The organism is Pseudomonas sp. PS01297 (assembly GCF_029959305.1).
Taxonomy (GTDB): Bacteria; Pseudomonadota; Gammaproteobacteria; order Pseudomonadales; family Pseudomonadaceae; genus Aquipseudomonas; species Aquipseudomonas helleri.
This window is the reverse complement of record NZ_JASCPQ010000110.1, coordinates 1-15,844: the sequence shown is the minus strand read 5'-3', so window position 1 is coordinate 15,844 and position 15,844 is coordinate 1. Positions and strand designations below refer to the sequence as shown.

Genomic DNA, 15,844 nt, shown 5'->3' with positions numbered 1-15,844 from the left:
CTGCCGCAGGCTGCGATAAGGACCGAAGGACCTTCTCTTTTGAACAGCGCGATCCCTTCGGGCTCGATCGCAGCCTGCGGCAGCGGCTACAGGGATTAGAGTGTGTCTTCCACCAGCCGGTCACGCTTGGCCAGGCCCGGGAACAGTTTTATCCACAGCCCGGCGATAAACAGCGTGCCCACGCCGCCCAGCACCACGGCCGGTACGGTGCCCAGCCAATGGGCGGTGGCGCCGGATTCAAACTCGCCAAGCTGGTTGGACGCGCCGATAAACAGGCCGTTGACCGCGCTGACCCGGCCGCGCATTTCATCCGGAGTTTCCAATTGCACGAACGAGGCGCGGATAACCATGCTGATCATGTCGGCCGCGCCCAGTACCACCAGCACCGCCATCGAGAACCAGAACGAGGTCGACAGCCCGAAAGCGATGGTCGCGACCCCGAATATGCCCACTGCGGTAAACATGGTGCGCCCTACCTTGCGCTCAAACGGGAAGCGCGCCAACCACAATGACATCAATAAGGCGCCCACCGCCGGGGCCGAGCGCAGCATGCCCAGGCCCCACGGGCCGGTCAGCAGAATGTCTTTGGCAAACACCGGCAGCAGCGCAGTCGCACCGCCCAGCAACACGGCGAACAGGTCCAGCGAGATGGCCCCGAGGATGTCCGGGCGGCTGCGGATAAAGCGAATCCCGGCCAGCAGCGAGTGCATCGTCGCCTTGCCTTTGTTCAGCGCCACCTGGCGGGCCGGCAGGTTGCTCATTAACAGTGCGGCAATCAGGTACAGCACCACGCTGGGGCCATACACCCACACGCTGCCGAACGCATACAGTAAGCCACCAAACGCCGGGGCCACGATGGTTGCCGACTGCTGTGCGGCCTGTGCGGCGGCCACGGCGCGGGGGAACAGCGCCACAGGGACGATGGAGGGCAACAAGGCCTGGGTGGTGGGCATTTCAAATGAGCGGGCAGCGCCGAGTAAAAACGCCAGGATAAAGATCATTTCACGGGTGATGCTGCCGCTCAGGCTGCTGATCGCCAGGGTCAGGGCAATCATCGCTTGCAGCGACTGGCACAGCGCGGCCACCCGGCGGCGGTCATAGCGGTCGGCCACATGCCCGGTGTGCAACATAAACAGCACGCGCGGCGCGAACTCGATCAGCCCCACCCAGCCCAGGTCCATCACGTTACCGGTCAACTGGTAGAGGTTCCAGCCAATGGCAACTGTCAGCATCTGGAAGGCGCTGGCGGTGAAGATACGGGCAAACCAAAAGGCCACAAAAGGCCGGTGATGACGTAACAGAAGCGGCTGGCTGGTCATTGAAGGGTCGTGGCAGAGGGCAGGGGACGTCGAGATTATCATTTTTCTGTAACAAATAATGACTCGCCCTGACGCTTTGCGAAAACCGCCCAACGGTCATGCAAAAAAACGCCTGCGGCTATTACACGCACTTCCTGAAACTGTCTATTTCAGGGCCTGGGACAACCTGTCACGCGACAACCAGCCACATTAGCCACACGCCAAGAATGGACTACTCTTTCAGCAATGTTTGATCCAGGTCAAAGCCCGCAGGGGTTTTACTGGAATGGCCAGACGGCCTGATTCCCTTGCGTGGTGGCCAGCAGTGTGAGCGCAGATTCGCAAAGGCCATTGCTCGTGGGGCTGTTGGACACCGGCGTCCTGTCGGTGCCCTGACAACCTGATACCTGATAGAGGAAGACTTATGTTCGGTTTGGAGGCTCTCGATCTCGCCCGAATTCAGTTCGCGTTCACCGTATCGTTCCACATTCTATTTCCAGCCATCACCATCGGTCTCGCCAGTTATCTCATGGTGCTCGAAGGCATGTGGCTGAAAACCCGTGACGATACCTACCGCGACCTGTACCACTTTTGGTCGAAGATTTTTGCAGTCAACTTTGGCATGGGCGTGGTTTCTGGCCTGGTCATGGCGTACCAGTTCGGCACCAACTGGTCGCGGTTCTCTGATTTCGCAGGGGCTGTTACCGGGCCATTACTGACCTATGAAGTGCTCACCGCCTTCTTCCTTGAGGCCGGCTTTCTGGGCGTCATGCTGTTTGGCTGGAACCGCGTGGGTCGCGGCATGCACTTCTTTTCCACCATCATGGTGGCCGTTGGCACGCTGATTTCGACCTTCTGGATCCTGGCTTCCAACAGCTGGATGCAAACCCCGCAGGGTTTCGAAATTATTGATGGCCGGGTGATCCCGGTGGATTGGCTGGCAGTGATCTTCAACCCGTCGTTCCCTTACCGCCTGGCGCACATGGCCACGGCTGCCTTTGTGGCTACCGCGTTCTTTGTCGGTGCTTCGGCTGCCTGGCACCTGTTGCGTGGGCGCAATACGCCGGCCATTCGCCGCATGTTTTCGATGGCGATGTGGATGGCCCTGGTGGTTGCCCCCATTCAGGCGTTTATCGGTGATGCTCACGGGTTAAACACGCTGAAATATCAGCCGGTGAAAATCGCTGCGATCGAAGGGCACTGGGAAAACAAGCCCGGTGAACCTACCCCGCTAATCCTGTTCGGCATCCCGAACATGAAAACCGAAACCACCGACTACAAGATCGAAGTGCCGTACCTGGGCAGTTTGATCCTGACCCACAGCCTGGATAAACAGATCCCGGCGATGAAGGACTACCCGGCGGCGGACCGTCCTAACTCCACCATCGTGTTCTTCACGTTCCGCATCATGGTGGCGCTGGGCATGCTGATGATCGTCATCGGCCTGTGGAGCGTGTGGCTGCGCAAGCGCGGCACGCTGTATGAAAACCGCTGGTTCTTGAAACTGGTGCTGTGGATGGGGCCGTCGGGTCTGATCGCCATCCTGGCAGGCTGGTTCACCACGGAAGTCGGCCGTCAGCCGTGGGTGGTCTACGGGTTGATGCGCACCGCCGATGCGTCGTCCAACCACAGCGTGACGCAAATGAGCATCACCCTGATCATGTTTGTGCTGGTGTACTTCTCGCTGTTCGGCGTCGGTATTGGCTACATGATGCGTCTGGTGCGTAAAGGCCCGATTGCCCACGAGGGTGATGGTCAGCCTTCAGGTGGCCCAGGTCAGCAACGCACGCCTGCCCGTCCTTTGTCGGCTGCCGTTGAAGGCACCGAAGAAGGTTACAGCGACAGCCTGAAGAAGGGGAACTGAGTCATGGGTATTGATCTGCCACTTATCTGGGCAATCATCATCATCTTTGGCGTCATGATGTACGTGGTTATGGATGGCTTCGATCTCGGGATCGGCATCCTCTTCCCCTTTATCAAAGGCGAGAAAGACCGCGATGTGATGATGAACACCGTTGCCCCCGTTTGGGACGGTAACGAAACCTGGCTGGTACTGGGCGGTGCGGCGCTGTTTGGCGCCTTCCCGCTGGCTTATTCGGTGGTGCTGTCGGCGCTGTACCTGCCACTGATCCTGATGCTGGTCGGCTTGATCTTCCGCGGTGTGGCCTTTGAGTTTCGCTTCAAGGCCAAGGCCGACAAGCGTCACATCTGGGACAAGGCGTTCATTTGGGGTTCGATCATCGCCACTTTCTTCCAGGGCGTGGCGCTGGGGGCCTTTATTGAGGGGATTCCGGTGGTCAACCGTGAATACGCCGGTGGCGGGCTGGATTGGTTATCGCCGTTCAGCTTGTTCTGCGGGCTCGGCCTGATCGTGGCCTACGCCTTGCTCGGCTGCACTTGGTTGATCATGAAAACCGAAGGCCCGCTGCAAGAGCGCATGCACAACCTGGGGCGGCCATTGGCAATTGCCCTGCTGGTGGTGATGGGCGTTGTCAGCCTGTGGACGCCGCTGGCGCACACAGACATTGCCGCACGCTGGTTCACCTTGCCGAACCTGTTCTGGTTCCTGCCGGTGCCGATTCTGGTGCTGGTGACCATGTACGGGCTGTTTAAGGCGATTGCGCGCAATGCCCATTACACGCCGTTCCTGCTGACCCTGCTGCTGATTTTTCTGGGTTACAGCGGTTTGGGCATCAGCTTGTGGCCGAACATCATCCCGCCGTCGATTTCGATCTGGGAGGCCGCTGCACCGCCGCAAAGCCAAGGCTTTATGCTGGTGGGCACCTTGTTCATCCTGCCGTTTATCCTGGGTTACACCTACTGGAGCTACTACGTGTTCCGCGGCAAAGTCACCCACGAAGACGGTTACCACTAGTTGCAAGTGCCGCTGCGCCCCACCGGGCGCAGCCTTTTCTCAGAGGAGTGCCTGAACATGGCTGGCAAAGACTATTTAAACGACGTGCAAGCGTGTGAGAAAAAGCCGCTGTGGCAACGCATTGGTTGGTTGGTGTTGATCTGGACCGCCAGCGTGGCGAGCCTGGCTGTATTTGCCATGCTGATCCGCCTGTTCATGACCGCAGCGGGCATGAAAAGCCATTGACGTCCAAATCTGTAGCCGCTGCCGCAGGCTGCGATAAGGCCCGCAGGGCCTTCAAAAAGCGTGGGTCGCTGCGCAACCCTTCGCAGCCTGCGGCAGCGGCTACAGGAGGTTTACAGTTATTTACGCGCCTTGAGGATGACGAATTTAGGCGTGGCAGCCACTTGCTCAACCCCTCGAAACAACTTGGCCAGCTTGCTGTGATAGCCCAAGTGGCGATTGCCTACGATGTACAGCGCGCCGCCGACAACCAGCGCTTCACGGGCTTGCTGGAACATGCGCCAGGCCAAAAAGTCGCCCACCACTTGTTGCTGGTGAAACGGCGGATTGCACAACACCACGTCCAATGAGTTCGGCGCCTGCCCTGCCAGGCCGTCGCCTGCACGTACCGTCACGTCGCGATCGCCCAGCGCCGCCTGCCAGTTCTCCTGTGCCGATTGCACCGCCATAAACGATTCATCGACCAGCGTGTAGTGCGCCTGTGGGTTGTTCAGGGCGCTGGCGATGGCCAGCACGCCATTACCGCAGCCCAGGTCGGCCACACGGGCCGAGCCCAGGTTGGTCGGCAGGTGTGGCAAAAACGCTCGCGTGCCAATATCCAGCCCTTCACGGCAGAACACGTTGGCGTGGTTGAGCAGCTCGATAGCAGGCTTGTCCAGCGAGTAACGTGAAGGGTAGGGCGAGGTAAACGGTCCAAGGCCCTGTGCCGTCGCCACCAGCAAGCGAGCTTTTTTGACCGCCAGCGAGGCTTGCACCGGGCCGATATAGCGCTCCAGCAAATCCCCTGCCGCACGCGGTAAGTGTTTGATCATGGCACCTGCAATCACCTGTGTGCCCGGAGCCAATTGCCCTTGCAGGCGAATCAGTTGCTCTTCCAGCAACGCCAGGGTTTTTGGCACCCGCACCAGTACGCAGTCGAATGGGCCTACCAGTGGCTGGCTGGCGGGAATGATCGACACCGCATCAAATGCATGGCCGTTGCGCACCAGATTCTTTTCCAGGCCTTGAATGGCCAGGAACGAGTCACTGCTGCTGGTGACGTGCATCGTACTGACCAGGCTGACGGCCAAGGCCCCAAAACTGTCGTTGAGCACCAATATCCGGCTGTTGGCCGGCAACGCCAATTCGGCCACGTGGTTAAGCAAATACTCATCCGCAGCGTCGAAGGCCTGGAGTGGCTCATTCTGTTGTTCAGGCTGGCGGATCAAGTGGAGTTGGGCGAAAGGACTTTCGAGCGCAGGCATCTATACAAACTCTGGGGCATCGACAGCGGCTTGAATTGAGCACAAAGGCAGTCAAGCAGCCATGGAGGCCGTGGCATTTTCAGGTGTTGGCGATTTTACTTTTTTTTACGAGAGATTGCCCGACGCTTTTGGTCGGGGTACTGATTATTCAAGGGGGAGGGGGCCCTTAAAGAAGACCGCATCTGGCAGCGATGACCACGGCAGACGTCTTGTTGGTGGCGCCCATTTTTCGCATTGCACTGCTGATGTGAAAGTTTACGGTTCGCGGTGTCAGACTCAGGATCATGGCAATGTCAGACGCCATTTTGCCTTGGGCGGTCCATTTCAAGATCTCTGATTCACGCAGAGAAAGATGATTATCTGGGGCATTTAGCCGCATGTTCAAAAAGAACTTTTCATACATCGCGGTGTGCAACTGATGGCAGAGCCACAGTAAGTCGCCCACTTTGTCATCGAACTCCTGGGGTGACACAGGCGAGTTGCTTCGAGTCAGGCTTAGTATGCTGACCGTTCCTTTTGCGTCTTGAGCTGATAGCGACCAACCATAATTGAGCCCATATGACTGCGACACCTTTTTTAGTTCAGGCGTTTCACTGAACAACTGCTGGTCCCACACTAACGGATCGATAGACTTTCTGAAGTGGTTTTCTATTGGGTTTTTATGGGTGATACAACACGCATCGAAAGTTTCAATAAACTCGCTTGGGTGATTAGTCAGTATTTTTCTATCTATTTGGATGCTCCCGCGTTGCGGAGCCATTCTGAACAAAAAACTATCAAATCCGCATAGTTCAATTCGATTGCGTGCATAAGTGAGTAAAGTGGATTCACCCTTTTGGGTAAGTTCTTGTTTTGTATAAAAACGATTGGCAGTGCCCATAATGCGTGGGGCTCCCAGAAGGTGGATCCAATGTGGAATTTAATAGTAGTTCATAATTCTCAAGAATATGTAGGAATTTTCTCGATCAATTTTAAGAGTAATTGCTCTAGTGTTTTAAGTCTCTGAAGATTTAACGTTTTTTTCACGCTTGTTATCGATTTGTTTTTTTGGCGCCATTTTTTGGTTGAGGCTTAGTGTTGAAAGCCATGTTTAAAGTTGACAGTGCTAAACGTCATTAACAACTCGTCACACATTTCTGTACGAGTGCATAGCTCTCCCTGTTTCTCCTATGAATTCAAAGCCATCACAAACCGTCAGTGTTCCTCCTCGCGTGTTTGCGCGACACTAGGGCCATCAGCCCAATGGAGCGCACCATGACCGCCAGCGCAGAAAAATTCACCCGCCAGACGCTGCTCGATGTTAAACCCCTGACCCCCAACCTGTTTACCTTGCGCACCACCCGCGACCAAGGGTTTCGCTTTCGCGCAGGGCAGTTTGCAAGGCTGGGCGTGACCAAGGCCGACGGCAGTACGGTGTGGCGTGCCTACTCCATGGTGTCTTCCCCGTATGACGAGTTTTTGGAGTTCTTTTCAATCGTGGTGCCGGGGGGGGAGTTCACCAGTGAGCTGAGCCGCTTACAGGTGGGCGATACCTTGCTGGTAGACCGCCAGGCCTTTGGCTACCTGACTCTGGACCGTTTTGTCGATGGCCGGGACCTGTGGTTGTTGGCAACAGGAACCGGTATCGCACCGTTCGTCTCGATCCTGCAAGACTTTGAAGTATGGGAAAAATTTGAACGCATCGTATTGGTTTACAGCGCCCGGGAAGCACGTGAACTGGCGTATCAGGATTTAATCGCTGAACTGGGAAAGCGTGATTATCTCGTCGAATACGCACACAAACTGACCTATATACCGATAGTGACCCGTGAACAAATGGCGGGTGCGTTAAACGGGCGTATAACAACGCTGATTGAAAACGGTGAGCTTGAGCGTGCGGCGGGCATTGAACTAACACCCGAGCACTCGCGGGTCATGTTGTGCGGTAATCCACAAATGATTGATGACACGCGTAAGTTATTGAAAGCACGCAATCTGCAACTAAGCCTTTCGCGTCGTCCCGGGCAAGTTGCGGTAGAGAACTATTGGTAGGTCAACTAAACAAGGTCTTTAATAAACAACGGCGCCTCTAAGCGCCGTTGTTTAAGCCCGGGCCTCTATGGCCGGTTCTTTTGTTCTTTGAGCAGGTCGCGGATCTCACCCAGCAGTTCTTCTTCTTTAGAAGGCAGTGGCGGGGTGCTTGGGGCGACTTCTTCTTGACGGCGCAGGCGGTTGATCGCCTTGACGCCCAAAAAGATAGCAAACGCCACAATCAGAAAGTCGATGACGGTCTGAATGAATTTGCCATAAGCCAATACCACCGCTGGGGCGTCACCGGCCGCCGCTTTGAGCGTAATGGCCAGGTCCGAGAAGTCCACGCCGCCAATCAACAGCCCCAAAGGCGGCATGACCACATCGCCGACGAAGGATGAAACGATTTTGCCGAACGCAGCGCCGATGATGATGCCCACGGCCATATCGACCACGTTCCCTTTGACCGCGAAGGCCTTGAACTCACTTAAGACGCTCATTGGTTATTCCTTGTTACAGATGAGGTTGGTAGATGCAGTGTAAATCAGCCTTGCGCATCTCGCCTGCCAGGCCACTTGCAATCTCATGGGTTGACCCGCAGGCGGCGTATAAGTTTAAACGTTTCAGCGCTTAACGCCTTTAGCGTCTTCAAGCCAGCCTTTTTTCTTAATGGGGCAGTTCAGGCCTTTCAATTTAGAGAACCCCACCCGCGCCTCTAACCTTTGCGCAACGTAGTGACTACGTAGCTAATAACCAGAGGACACGTGCATGACCACCCCTTTCGGCCTTGGGCCCCGTACCCAACGACGCCTGCTTAGTGCGTTGAGCATCAGCCTGCTATCGGTTTCCGTTCACGCCGCTACCTTGACCCGCGATAACGGCGCGGCGGTGGGTGATAACCAAAACTCACAAACGGCCGGCGCCAATGGCCCCGTGTTGCTGCAAGACGTACAACTGCTGCAAAAGCTGCAGCGCTTTGACCGCGAGCGTATCCCTGAACGTGTGGTGCATGCCCGCGGCACCGGCGCCCACGGCAGCTTCACCGTGACCAACGACCTCAGTGACCTGACCAAAGCCCGGGTGTTTGCAGCCGGCGAAACCACGCCTGTGTTTGTGCGCTTCTCGGCGGTGGTTCATGGCAACCACTCCCCGGAAACCCTGCGTGACCCGCGTGGCTTTGCCACCAAGTTCTATACCGCAGACGGCAACTGGGACCTGGTGGGCAACAACTTCCCGACGTTTTTTATTCGTGATGCGATCAAGTTCCCGGACATGGTGCACGCGTTTAAGCCCGACCCGCGCACCAACCTTGACGATGACTCGCGGCGCTTTGATTTCTTCTCTCATGTGCCTGAAGCCACGCGCACCCTGACCGAGCTGTACTCCGACTCGGGCACCCCGGCCAGCTATCGCGAAATGGACGGTAATGGTGTGCACGCCTACAAACTGGTGAATGCCAAGGGCGAAGTGCACTACGTGAAGTTCCACTGGAAGAGCCTGCAAGGCATTCACAACCTCGACCCTAAAGAAGTCACCCAGGTGCAGGGCCGTGACTACAGCCACATGACCCACGACCTGGTCACGCACATCAACCAGGGCGACTTCCCCAAGTGGGATTTGTACGTGCAAGTGCTCACGCCTGAAGACTTGAAGTCATTCGACTTTGACCCTTTGGACGCGACCAAAATCTGGCCGAACGTGCCGGAGCGCAAAGTCGGCCAGATGGTACTGAACCGCAACCCGGCCAACGTCTTCCAGGAAACCGAGCAAGTGGCCATGGCGCCGGCCAACCTGGTGCCAGGTATCGAGCCGTCTGAAGACCGCTTGCTGCAAGGTCGGGTGTTCTCCTACGCCGACACGCAGATGTACCGTTTAGGCGCCAACGCCCTGCAATTGCCGATCAACGCCCCACGAGTGACGGTCAACAACGGCAATCAGGACGGCGCCATGAACACCGGTCATAGCACCTCGGGCGTGAACTACCAGCCAAGCCGACTGGAGCCGCGTGAAGAACCACAAACCGCGCGTTACAGCCAAATGCCGCTGTCGGGCACGACCCAGCAGGCGAAGATCCAGCGTGAGCAGAACTTCAAACAGGCAGGCGATCTTTACCGTTCATACAGCAAGAAAGAGCGCCAGGACCTGATTGAAAACTTCGGCGGCTCGTTGGCCACCACCGATGACGTCAGCAAGCACATCATCCTGTCGTTCCTTTATAAGGCAGACCCGGAGTACGGCACCGGCGTGACCAAAGTGGCCAAAGGCGACCTGGCACGGGTCAAAGCACTGGCGGCCAAGTTGGTGGATTAACCTTCGCCGGTCGTTGTAGGGGCGAGCTCGCCTCGCGATCTTGAAAACGATCAAAAGATCGCGAGACAAGCTCGCTCCTACATGGATCTGTGACCTCTGACAGGTAGCGTACACATGCGAATTTTTGCTTTAGCTACGATGCTGCTGTTGAGTGGGTGGGCACTTGCCGACCAGCCCGACACCCAGACTCAACTCAAGGGCTACTACTTCGACGCCGCCCGGCGTGGCGACGTGGTCATGCTCGACACCTTCATCGACTCGCACTTTGATCTCGATGCCCAGGACAGCAAAGGCTACACCGCCTTGATTCTTGCGGCGTATAACGGCCATGACGAGGCGGTCGAGCACTTGCTCAAGGCGGGTGCCAATGCCTGTGCGCAAGACCTGCGCGGCAATACCGCGCTGATGGGCGCCATTTTCAAAGGCGAATTCAAGATCGCCCGGCGGCTGATGAACACCGACTGCAACCCCGATCAGCGCAACGGCGCGGGACAGACCGCGGCCATGTTTGCCGGGTTGTTCAAGCGGGTCGAACTGCTCAACGATCTATCCCAAAAAGGCGCCGACCTGAATGCCAAGGATGCCCAAGGCAATACCGCCGCTCAGCTGATCAAGGGCGAAATCCGCATGCCTGAGTCGCACTGATCGCAGCCTTGTGGGCTATCATCGCGGTTTTTGTGCGGAGTTCAGATGGCCAAGCCTAAGCGCATTTACGGCTGTACCGAGTGCGGTGCAACTTTCCCCAAGTGGGCCGGGCAGTGCGCAGAATGCGGCGTCTGGAACACTCTGGTAGAAACCGTTGTTGAAAGCGGCGCTGCTGCGCCTCCCAGTGGCCGTACCGGCTGGACCGGGCAACAGGCGCAAATCAAAACCCTGGCCGAAGTCAGCATCGAAGAAATCCCGCGCTTTTCGACCGCCTCCGGCGAGCTCGACCGGGTGCTCGGTGGCGGTCTGGTCGACGGCTCGGTGGTGCTGATCGGCGGTGACCCCGGCATCGGCAAGTCAACCATCCTCCTGCAAACCTTGTGTCAGATGGCCACGCGCATGCCCGCGCTGTACGTCACCGGCGAAGAATCCCAGCAGCAAGTGGCCATGCGCGCCCGGCGTCTGGGCTTGCCACAGGACCAGCTCAAGGTCATGACCGAAACCTGCATCGAAAACATCATCGCCACGGCCAAGCTCGAAAAGCCCAAGGTCATGGTGATCGACTCGATCCAGACCATCTTCACCGAACAGCTGCAGTCGGCACCGGGCGGCGTGTCGCAAGTGCGCGAGAGCGCGGCGTTGCTGGTGCGTTATGCCAAATCCAGCGGCACGGCGATCTTTCTGGTCGGCCACGTGACCAAAGAGGGCGCTCTCGCTGGCCCCCGCGTGCTGGAGCACATGGTCGATACCGTGTTGTATTTCGAAGGTGAATCCGACGGGCGGTTACGTTTGCTGCGCGCGGTGAAAAACCGTTTCGGTGCGGTCAACGAACTGGGCGTTTTCGGCATGACCGACAAAGGCCTGAAAGAAGTCTCCAACCCGTCTGCGATCTTCCTGACGCGGGCACAAGAAGAAGTCCCGGGCAGCGTGGTAATGGCCACGTGGGAAGGGACACGGCCGATGCTGGTTGAAGTACAAGCGCTGGTGGACGACAGCCACATGTCCAACCCGCGCCGCGTGACCTTGGGCCTCGATCAAAACCGGCTGGCCATGTTGCTGGCGGTGCTGCACCGCCATGGCGGCATCCCGACCCACGACCAGGACGTGTTCCTCAACGTGGTGGGCGGGGTCAAAGTGCTGGAAACCGCGTCAGACCTGGCCTTGATGGCCGCCGTCATGTCCAGTTTGCGCAACCGCCCGCTGCCCCACGACTTGCTGGTGTTTGGCGAAGTCGGCCTGTCGGGCGAGGTACGCCCGGTGCCGAGCGGTCAGGAACGTCTGAAAGAAGCCGCCAAACACGGCTTTAAACGCGCCATCGTGCCCAAAGGCAACGCCCCCAAAGAATCCCCGCCGGGTCTCACTATCATTGCGGTGACCCGTCTGGAACAAGCGCTGGATGCGTTGTTTGAATAGCGTTTTAAATGTGTAAATAAATCTGCAATAGGCGCGTTGTGGTTTGTCTGTTAACGTCGGTTTTAGCCCGTATTTATAGGCTTTAGTCTATAAATAATATGTGCAAAAAAATCTGCAAAAGAGACCGGCCATGACCGACCTGTACACCTCCATTAGCTGGCTTGAGCCGTTGCTGTTCGAACCTGTCCCTGTGGATATGGTTGAGATGGCAGATCAAATGCTGACCCTCAAGGGCCGGCTCGAAGGGCTTTACCCGGCAGAGACCCGTGAGCGTATTGGCCGGCTCTTGCAACTGACCAACAGCTTTTATTCAAACCTGATTGAAGGGCAGTACACCGAGCCCAAGGTGATCGAGCAAAAAGCGCAGATCAAACGCTCAGCCAAGCAGTTAACTGAAATCGCGACGTCGCACGTTCACGTTCAACGCGCATTTGAACGCATCATTGATCGGGATGGAGGGACTGACTGGGCAGATCTTTTTGCCGTGAATTTTGTCTCCCTCATCCATCGCGGCTTGTTCCGTGATGCCAGTGAGCAAGAACTGCACATTGATGGGTTAAAGGCGCCGATGGTGCCCGGACAACTCAGAGACATGGCCGGGCTCAATGTGTTCGTCGGTCAGCATGAGGCGCCGGCTTATCAGGCGGTGCGCCCGATGCTTGAGCGCATGCAGGTTGTGTATGGGCGCTTGGCCGATCCCCGCTATCGGTTGATTGCCACACTGGCTTATCACCACCGCCTGGCGTGGGTGCATCCCTTCCCGGATGGCAATGGCCGGGTGGTGCGCATGGTCACGCATTTACAGCTCTTGAAGCTGGGGCTGGCCTCACCCTTGTGGTCGCTGTCCCGTGGGCTTGCCCGCGAGCACGAAGCGTATTACCAGCACCTGGCCCAGGCGGACCAGCATCGCCAGGGCGATCTGGACGGGCGAGGGCAATTGTCTTTAAAAGCCTTGCAGGCTTTCGTGCGTTTTATGCTGCGCACCTGCATCGACCAGATGAGTTACATGCTGGAGGCGCTGGACCGTGATGCCTTACGCGCGCGACTTGAACGGGCGGTCGCTTTCGATGAGCGATTTATGGCCGCAGAGATCAAGCCGCAAATTGCCCGCGCCTTGCATATCCTGATCACTCAGGGGGCTGTCGCGCGTAATGACTTCAAAGTGTTCATGGGGTTGGGTGAGCGAACCGCGATCAATCAACTAAAGAAGCTCGTGCAGTTGGGCGTGGTAGACAGCCCGTCGCCAAAATCAAGGCTGATCTATCCAGGTTTTCCGGTGTGGTTCGCGCAACTGGTTTTCCCTGATCTGCATCGACGCTTTATTTAAGTGAACGCCCAGCATAAATCTGCAAAAGAAGGCTCTAGACCAAGGTAAGGGGGTGGTCTTTAGAGTCAGGAGCGCTACACTCCGAGAGCGGTACTTCTTGTCCAACTGGCCGGAATATAAAAATGAATAATAAAAATAGCCTGCTACGCCACATCCCGTGGCTGGTGCTGGCAATTGTAGGAGCCTGCGCCCTTGGCGTGGTGGCATTACGCCGGGGAGAGGCGATCAACGCGCTGTGGATTGTTGTTGCAGCGGTGGCTATCTACCTGGTCGCGTACCGTTATTACAGTCTGTTCATTGCCACGCGCGTGATGCAGCTGGATCCCAACCGGGCAACGCCTGCGGTGCTCAATAACGATGGTCTGGACTACGTGCCGACCAACAAACACATCCTTTTCGGACACCACTTTGCCGCCATCGCCGGCGCTGGCCCTCTGGTCGGCCCCGTACTGGCTGCGCAAATGGGCTACCTGCCCGGCACACTGTGGCTGATTGCCGGTGTGGTACTGGCGGGCGCGGTTCAAGACTTCATGGTCTTGTTCATGTCCACACGTCGCAACGGTCGCTCCCTGGGTGACATGGTGCGCGAAGAAATGGGCAAGGTGCCTGGCACCATCGCGCTGTTTGGCTGCTTCCTGATCATGATCATCATCCTCGCGGTGCTGGCGCTGATCGTGGTTAAAGCCTTGGCCGAAAGCCCGTGGGGCATGTTCACGGTGATGGCAACCATCCCGATTGCGATGTTTATGGGCGTGTACATGCGCTACATACGCCCGGGTCGCATCGGTGAAATTTCGGTTATCGGTGTGCTGCTGTTGCTCGGTTCGATCTGGCTGGGCGGGCAAATTGCCGCGAGCCCGGAGTGGGCCCATGTGTTCACCTTCACCGGTGTGCAAATCACCTGGATGCTGATCGGCTATGGCTTTGTGGCAGCGGTACTGCCGGTGTGGCTGGTACTGGCACCGCGTGACTACCTGTCGACCTTCCTCAAAATCGGCACCATCATCGCGCTGGCCATCGGCATTCTGATCACCATGCCCGAGCTGAAAATGCCGGCCGTGACTCAGTTCATCGACGGCAATGGCCCGGTCTGGAAAGGCGGTCTGTTCCCGTTCCTGTTCATCACCATTGCCTGCGGCGCGGTGTCGGGTTTCCACGCACTGATCTCCTCGGGTACTACCCCTAAACTGCTGGATAACGAAGCCAACGCCCGTTACATCGGCTACGGCGGCATGCTGATGGAGTCCTTCGTGGCCATCATGGCAATGGTTGCCGCTTCGGTGATCGAGCCGGGCGTGTACTTCGCCATGAACAGCCCGCCTGCCATTGTGGGCGGTGACGTGGTGACCGTGGCACAAACCGTGACCAGTTGGGGCTTTGCCATTACCCCGGATGCGTTGACCGCGTTGGCCAAAGACATCGGTGAAACCACCGTACTGGCCCGCGCAGGCGGCGCTCCGACACTGGCCGTGGGTATCGCACAGATCCTGCACCACGTGTTGCCGGGTGAAAACACCATGGCGTTCTGGTACCACTTCGCCATTCTGTTTGAAGCCTTGTTTATTTTGACCGCTGTCGACGCCGGTACCCGTGCCGGTCGCTTCATGCTGCAAGACCTGTTGGGCAGCTTCGTGCCAGCGCTCAAGCGCACCGAATCCTGGCCGGCCAACCTTATTGCCACCGCAGGCTGCGTGGCGATGTGGGGGTACTTGCTGTATCAAGGCGTGATCGACCCGTTGGGCGGCATCAACACCCTGTGGCCGCTGTTCGGTATCTCTAACCAGATGCTGGCGGGTATTGCGCTGATGCTGGCGACGGTTGTGCTGATCAAAATGAAGCGTCAACGCTACATCTGGGTCACCATGCTGCCAGCGGTCTGGCTGCTGATCTGCACCACCACCGCAGGCTTCATCAAGCTGTTCGACGCTAACCCGGCGGTCGGCTTCCTGTCGCTGGCGAAAAAATACAGCACGGCGCTGGACGCAGGCCAAGTGATTGCCCCGGCGAAAAACATCGACCAGATGCAGCACGTCATCATCAACGCGTACACCAACGCGGGCTTGACCGTCCTGTTCCTGTTCGTGGTGTTCAGCATCTTGTTCTACGCGCTCAAAGTCGGCGTTGCCGCTTGGGGCGACAAAGAACGTACGGACAAAGAAACGCCCTTCAAGGCGATGCCCGATGCACGATAGAGGATTGCAGCCATGTTCAATGACCTGAGTCGCCTCGGTAAATACCTCGGTCAGGCCGCGCGCCTGATGGTCGGCATGCCCGACTACGACAACTACGTCGAGCATATGCAAACCAATCACCCGGACAAGCCGGTGATGAGCTACGAGGCGTTCTTCCGAGAGCGCCAGGAAGCTCGTTACGGCGGCAAGAGCGGGCCCAAGTGCTGTTAACCCGTTAAGGGCTAGCGGTAGCTGACTGTGGGAGCGGGCTTGCTCGCGATAGGAGCGCTGAGGTGTACCAAATACACCGCATCGCCAGAATCGCGAGC

General features: G+C 57.5%; 14 protein-coding genes. 10 read left to right on the top strand and 4 right to left on the bottom strand.

The window, feature by feature from the left end:
• Positions 1–95: 95 nt before the first annotated feature.
• On the bottom strand, positions 96–1,319 hold the full coding sequence (locus tag QMX84_RS23080; protein ID WP_282364865.1) for an MFS transporter: 1,224 nt from the start codon (positions 1,317–1,319) through the stop codon (positions 96–98).
• Positions 1,320–1,722: 403 nt separating this feature from the next.
• Between QMX84_RS23080 and QMX84_RS23075 the strand changes: the two genes are divergently transcribed.
• The 3 genes from QMX84_RS23075 to QMX84_RS23065 are packed head-to-tail and all read left to right on the top strand — an operon-like array spanning position 1,723 to position 4,398.
• Positions 1,723–3,162: a cytochrome ubiquinol oxidase subunit I gene (locus QMX84_RS23075; protein WP_048367446.1), complete on the top strand. Its 1,440-nt coding sequence runs from the start codon at positions 1,723–1,725 to the stop codon at positions 3,160–3,162.
• 3 nt (positions 3,163–3,165) lie between these two features.
• Positions 3,166–4,173, top strand: coding sequence for a cytochrome d ubiquinol oxidase subunit II (cydB, locus tag QMX84_RS23070; RefSeq protein ID WP_048367444.1), 1,008 nt, complete (start codon positions 3,166–3,168; stop codon positions 4,171–4,173).
• Positions 4,174–4,230: 57 nt separating this feature from the next.
• Complete coding sequence (locus QMX84_RS23065) at positions 4,231–4,398, top strand: DUF2474 domain-containing protein (protein WP_048367442.1); 168 nt, start codon at positions 4,231–4,233, stop codon at positions 4,396–4,398.
• Positions 4,399–4,514: 116 nt separating this feature from the next.
• On the opposite strand, the gene QMX84_RS23060 is transcribed toward QMX84_RS23065, so the two are convergent.
• Positions 4,515–5,639 (bottom strand): methyltransferase, encoded by a 1,125-nt coding sequence (locus tag QMX84_RS23060; RefSeq protein ID WP_153336065.1) that lies wholly within the window; start codon positions 5,637–5,639, stop codon positions 4,515–4,517.
• A 166-nt stretch (positions 5,640–5,805) separates the two neighbouring features.
• The gene (locus QMX84_RS23055; RefSeq protein ID WP_282364864.1) at positions 5,806–6,519 is read right to left on the bottom strand and encodes a LuxR C-terminal-related transcriptional regulator; all 714 of its coding nucleotides are present in this window, start codon (positions 6,517–6,519) and stop codon (positions 5,806–5,808) included.
• 374 nt (positions 6,520–6,893) lie between these two features.
• Here QMX84_RS23055 and QMX84_RS23050 point away from each other — a divergent pair, with 374 nt between their 5' ends.
• Positions 6,894–7,670: a ferredoxin--NADP reductase gene (locus tag QMX84_RS23050; RefSeq protein ID WP_278941554.1), complete on the top strand. Its 777-nt coding sequence runs from the start codon at positions 6,894–6,896 to the stop codon at positions 7,668–7,670.
• A gap of 65 nt (positions 7,671–7,735) precedes the next feature.
• On the opposite strand, the gene mscL is transcribed toward QMX84_RS23050, so the two are convergent.
• Positions 7,736–8,149, bottom strand: coding sequence for a large-conductance mechanosensitive channel protein MscL (gene mscL / locus QMX84_RS23045; RefSeq protein ID WP_123752080.1), 414 nt, complete (start codon positions 8,147–8,149; stop codon positions 7,736–7,738).
• 268 nt (positions 8,150–8,417) lie between these two features.
• Here mscL and katB point away from each other — a divergent pair, with 268 nt between their 5' ends.
• The 6 genes from katB to QMX84_RS23015 all read left to right on the top strand — a co-directional run bounded on the left by katB (position 8,418) and on the right by QMX84_RS23015 (position 15,746).
• On the top strand, positions 8,418–9,959 hold the full coding sequence (gene katB / locus QMX84_RS23040; RefSeq protein WP_048367436.1) for a catalase KatB: 1,542 nt from the start codon (positions 8,418–8,420) through the stop codon (positions 9,957–9,959).
• A 114-nt stretch (positions 9,960–10,073) separates the two neighbouring features.
• The gene (locus QMX84_RS23035) at positions 10,074–10,604 is read left to right on the top strand and encodes an ankyrin repeat domain-containing protein (RefSeq protein WP_282364863.1); all 531 of its coding nucleotides are present in this window, start codon (positions 10,074–10,076) and stop codon (positions 10,602–10,604) included.
• A 45-nt stretch (positions 10,605–10,649) separates the two neighbouring features.
• A complete protein-coding gene (gene radA, locus QMX84_RS23030) occupies positions 10,650–12,017 on the top strand; it encodes a DNA repair protein RadA (RefSeq protein WP_048367434.1) in 1,368 nt (455 codons plus the stop codon).
• Between the two features lie 130 nt (positions 12,018–12,147).
• Positions 12,148–13,344: a Fic family protein gene (locus tag QMX84_RS23025; protein ID WP_282364862.1), complete on the top strand. Its 1,197-nt coding sequence runs from the start codon at positions 12,148–12,150 to the stop codon at positions 13,342–13,344.
• Positions 13,345–13,466: 122 nt separating this feature from the next.
• Complete coding sequence (locus tag QMX84_RS23020; RefSeq protein ID WP_153326882.1) at positions 13,467–15,536, top strand: carbon starvation CstA family protein; 2,070 nt, start codon at positions 13,467–13,469, stop codon at positions 15,534–15,536.
• A 12-nt stretch (positions 15,537–15,548) separates the two neighbouring features.
• Positions 15,549–15,746: a YbdD/YjiX family protein gene (locus tag QMX84_RS23015; RefSeq protein WP_048367431.1), complete on the top strand. Its 198-nt coding sequence runs from the start codon at positions 15,549–15,551 to the stop codon at positions 15,744–15,746.
• The last annotated feature ends 98 nt before the right edge of the window (positions 15,747–15,844 follow it).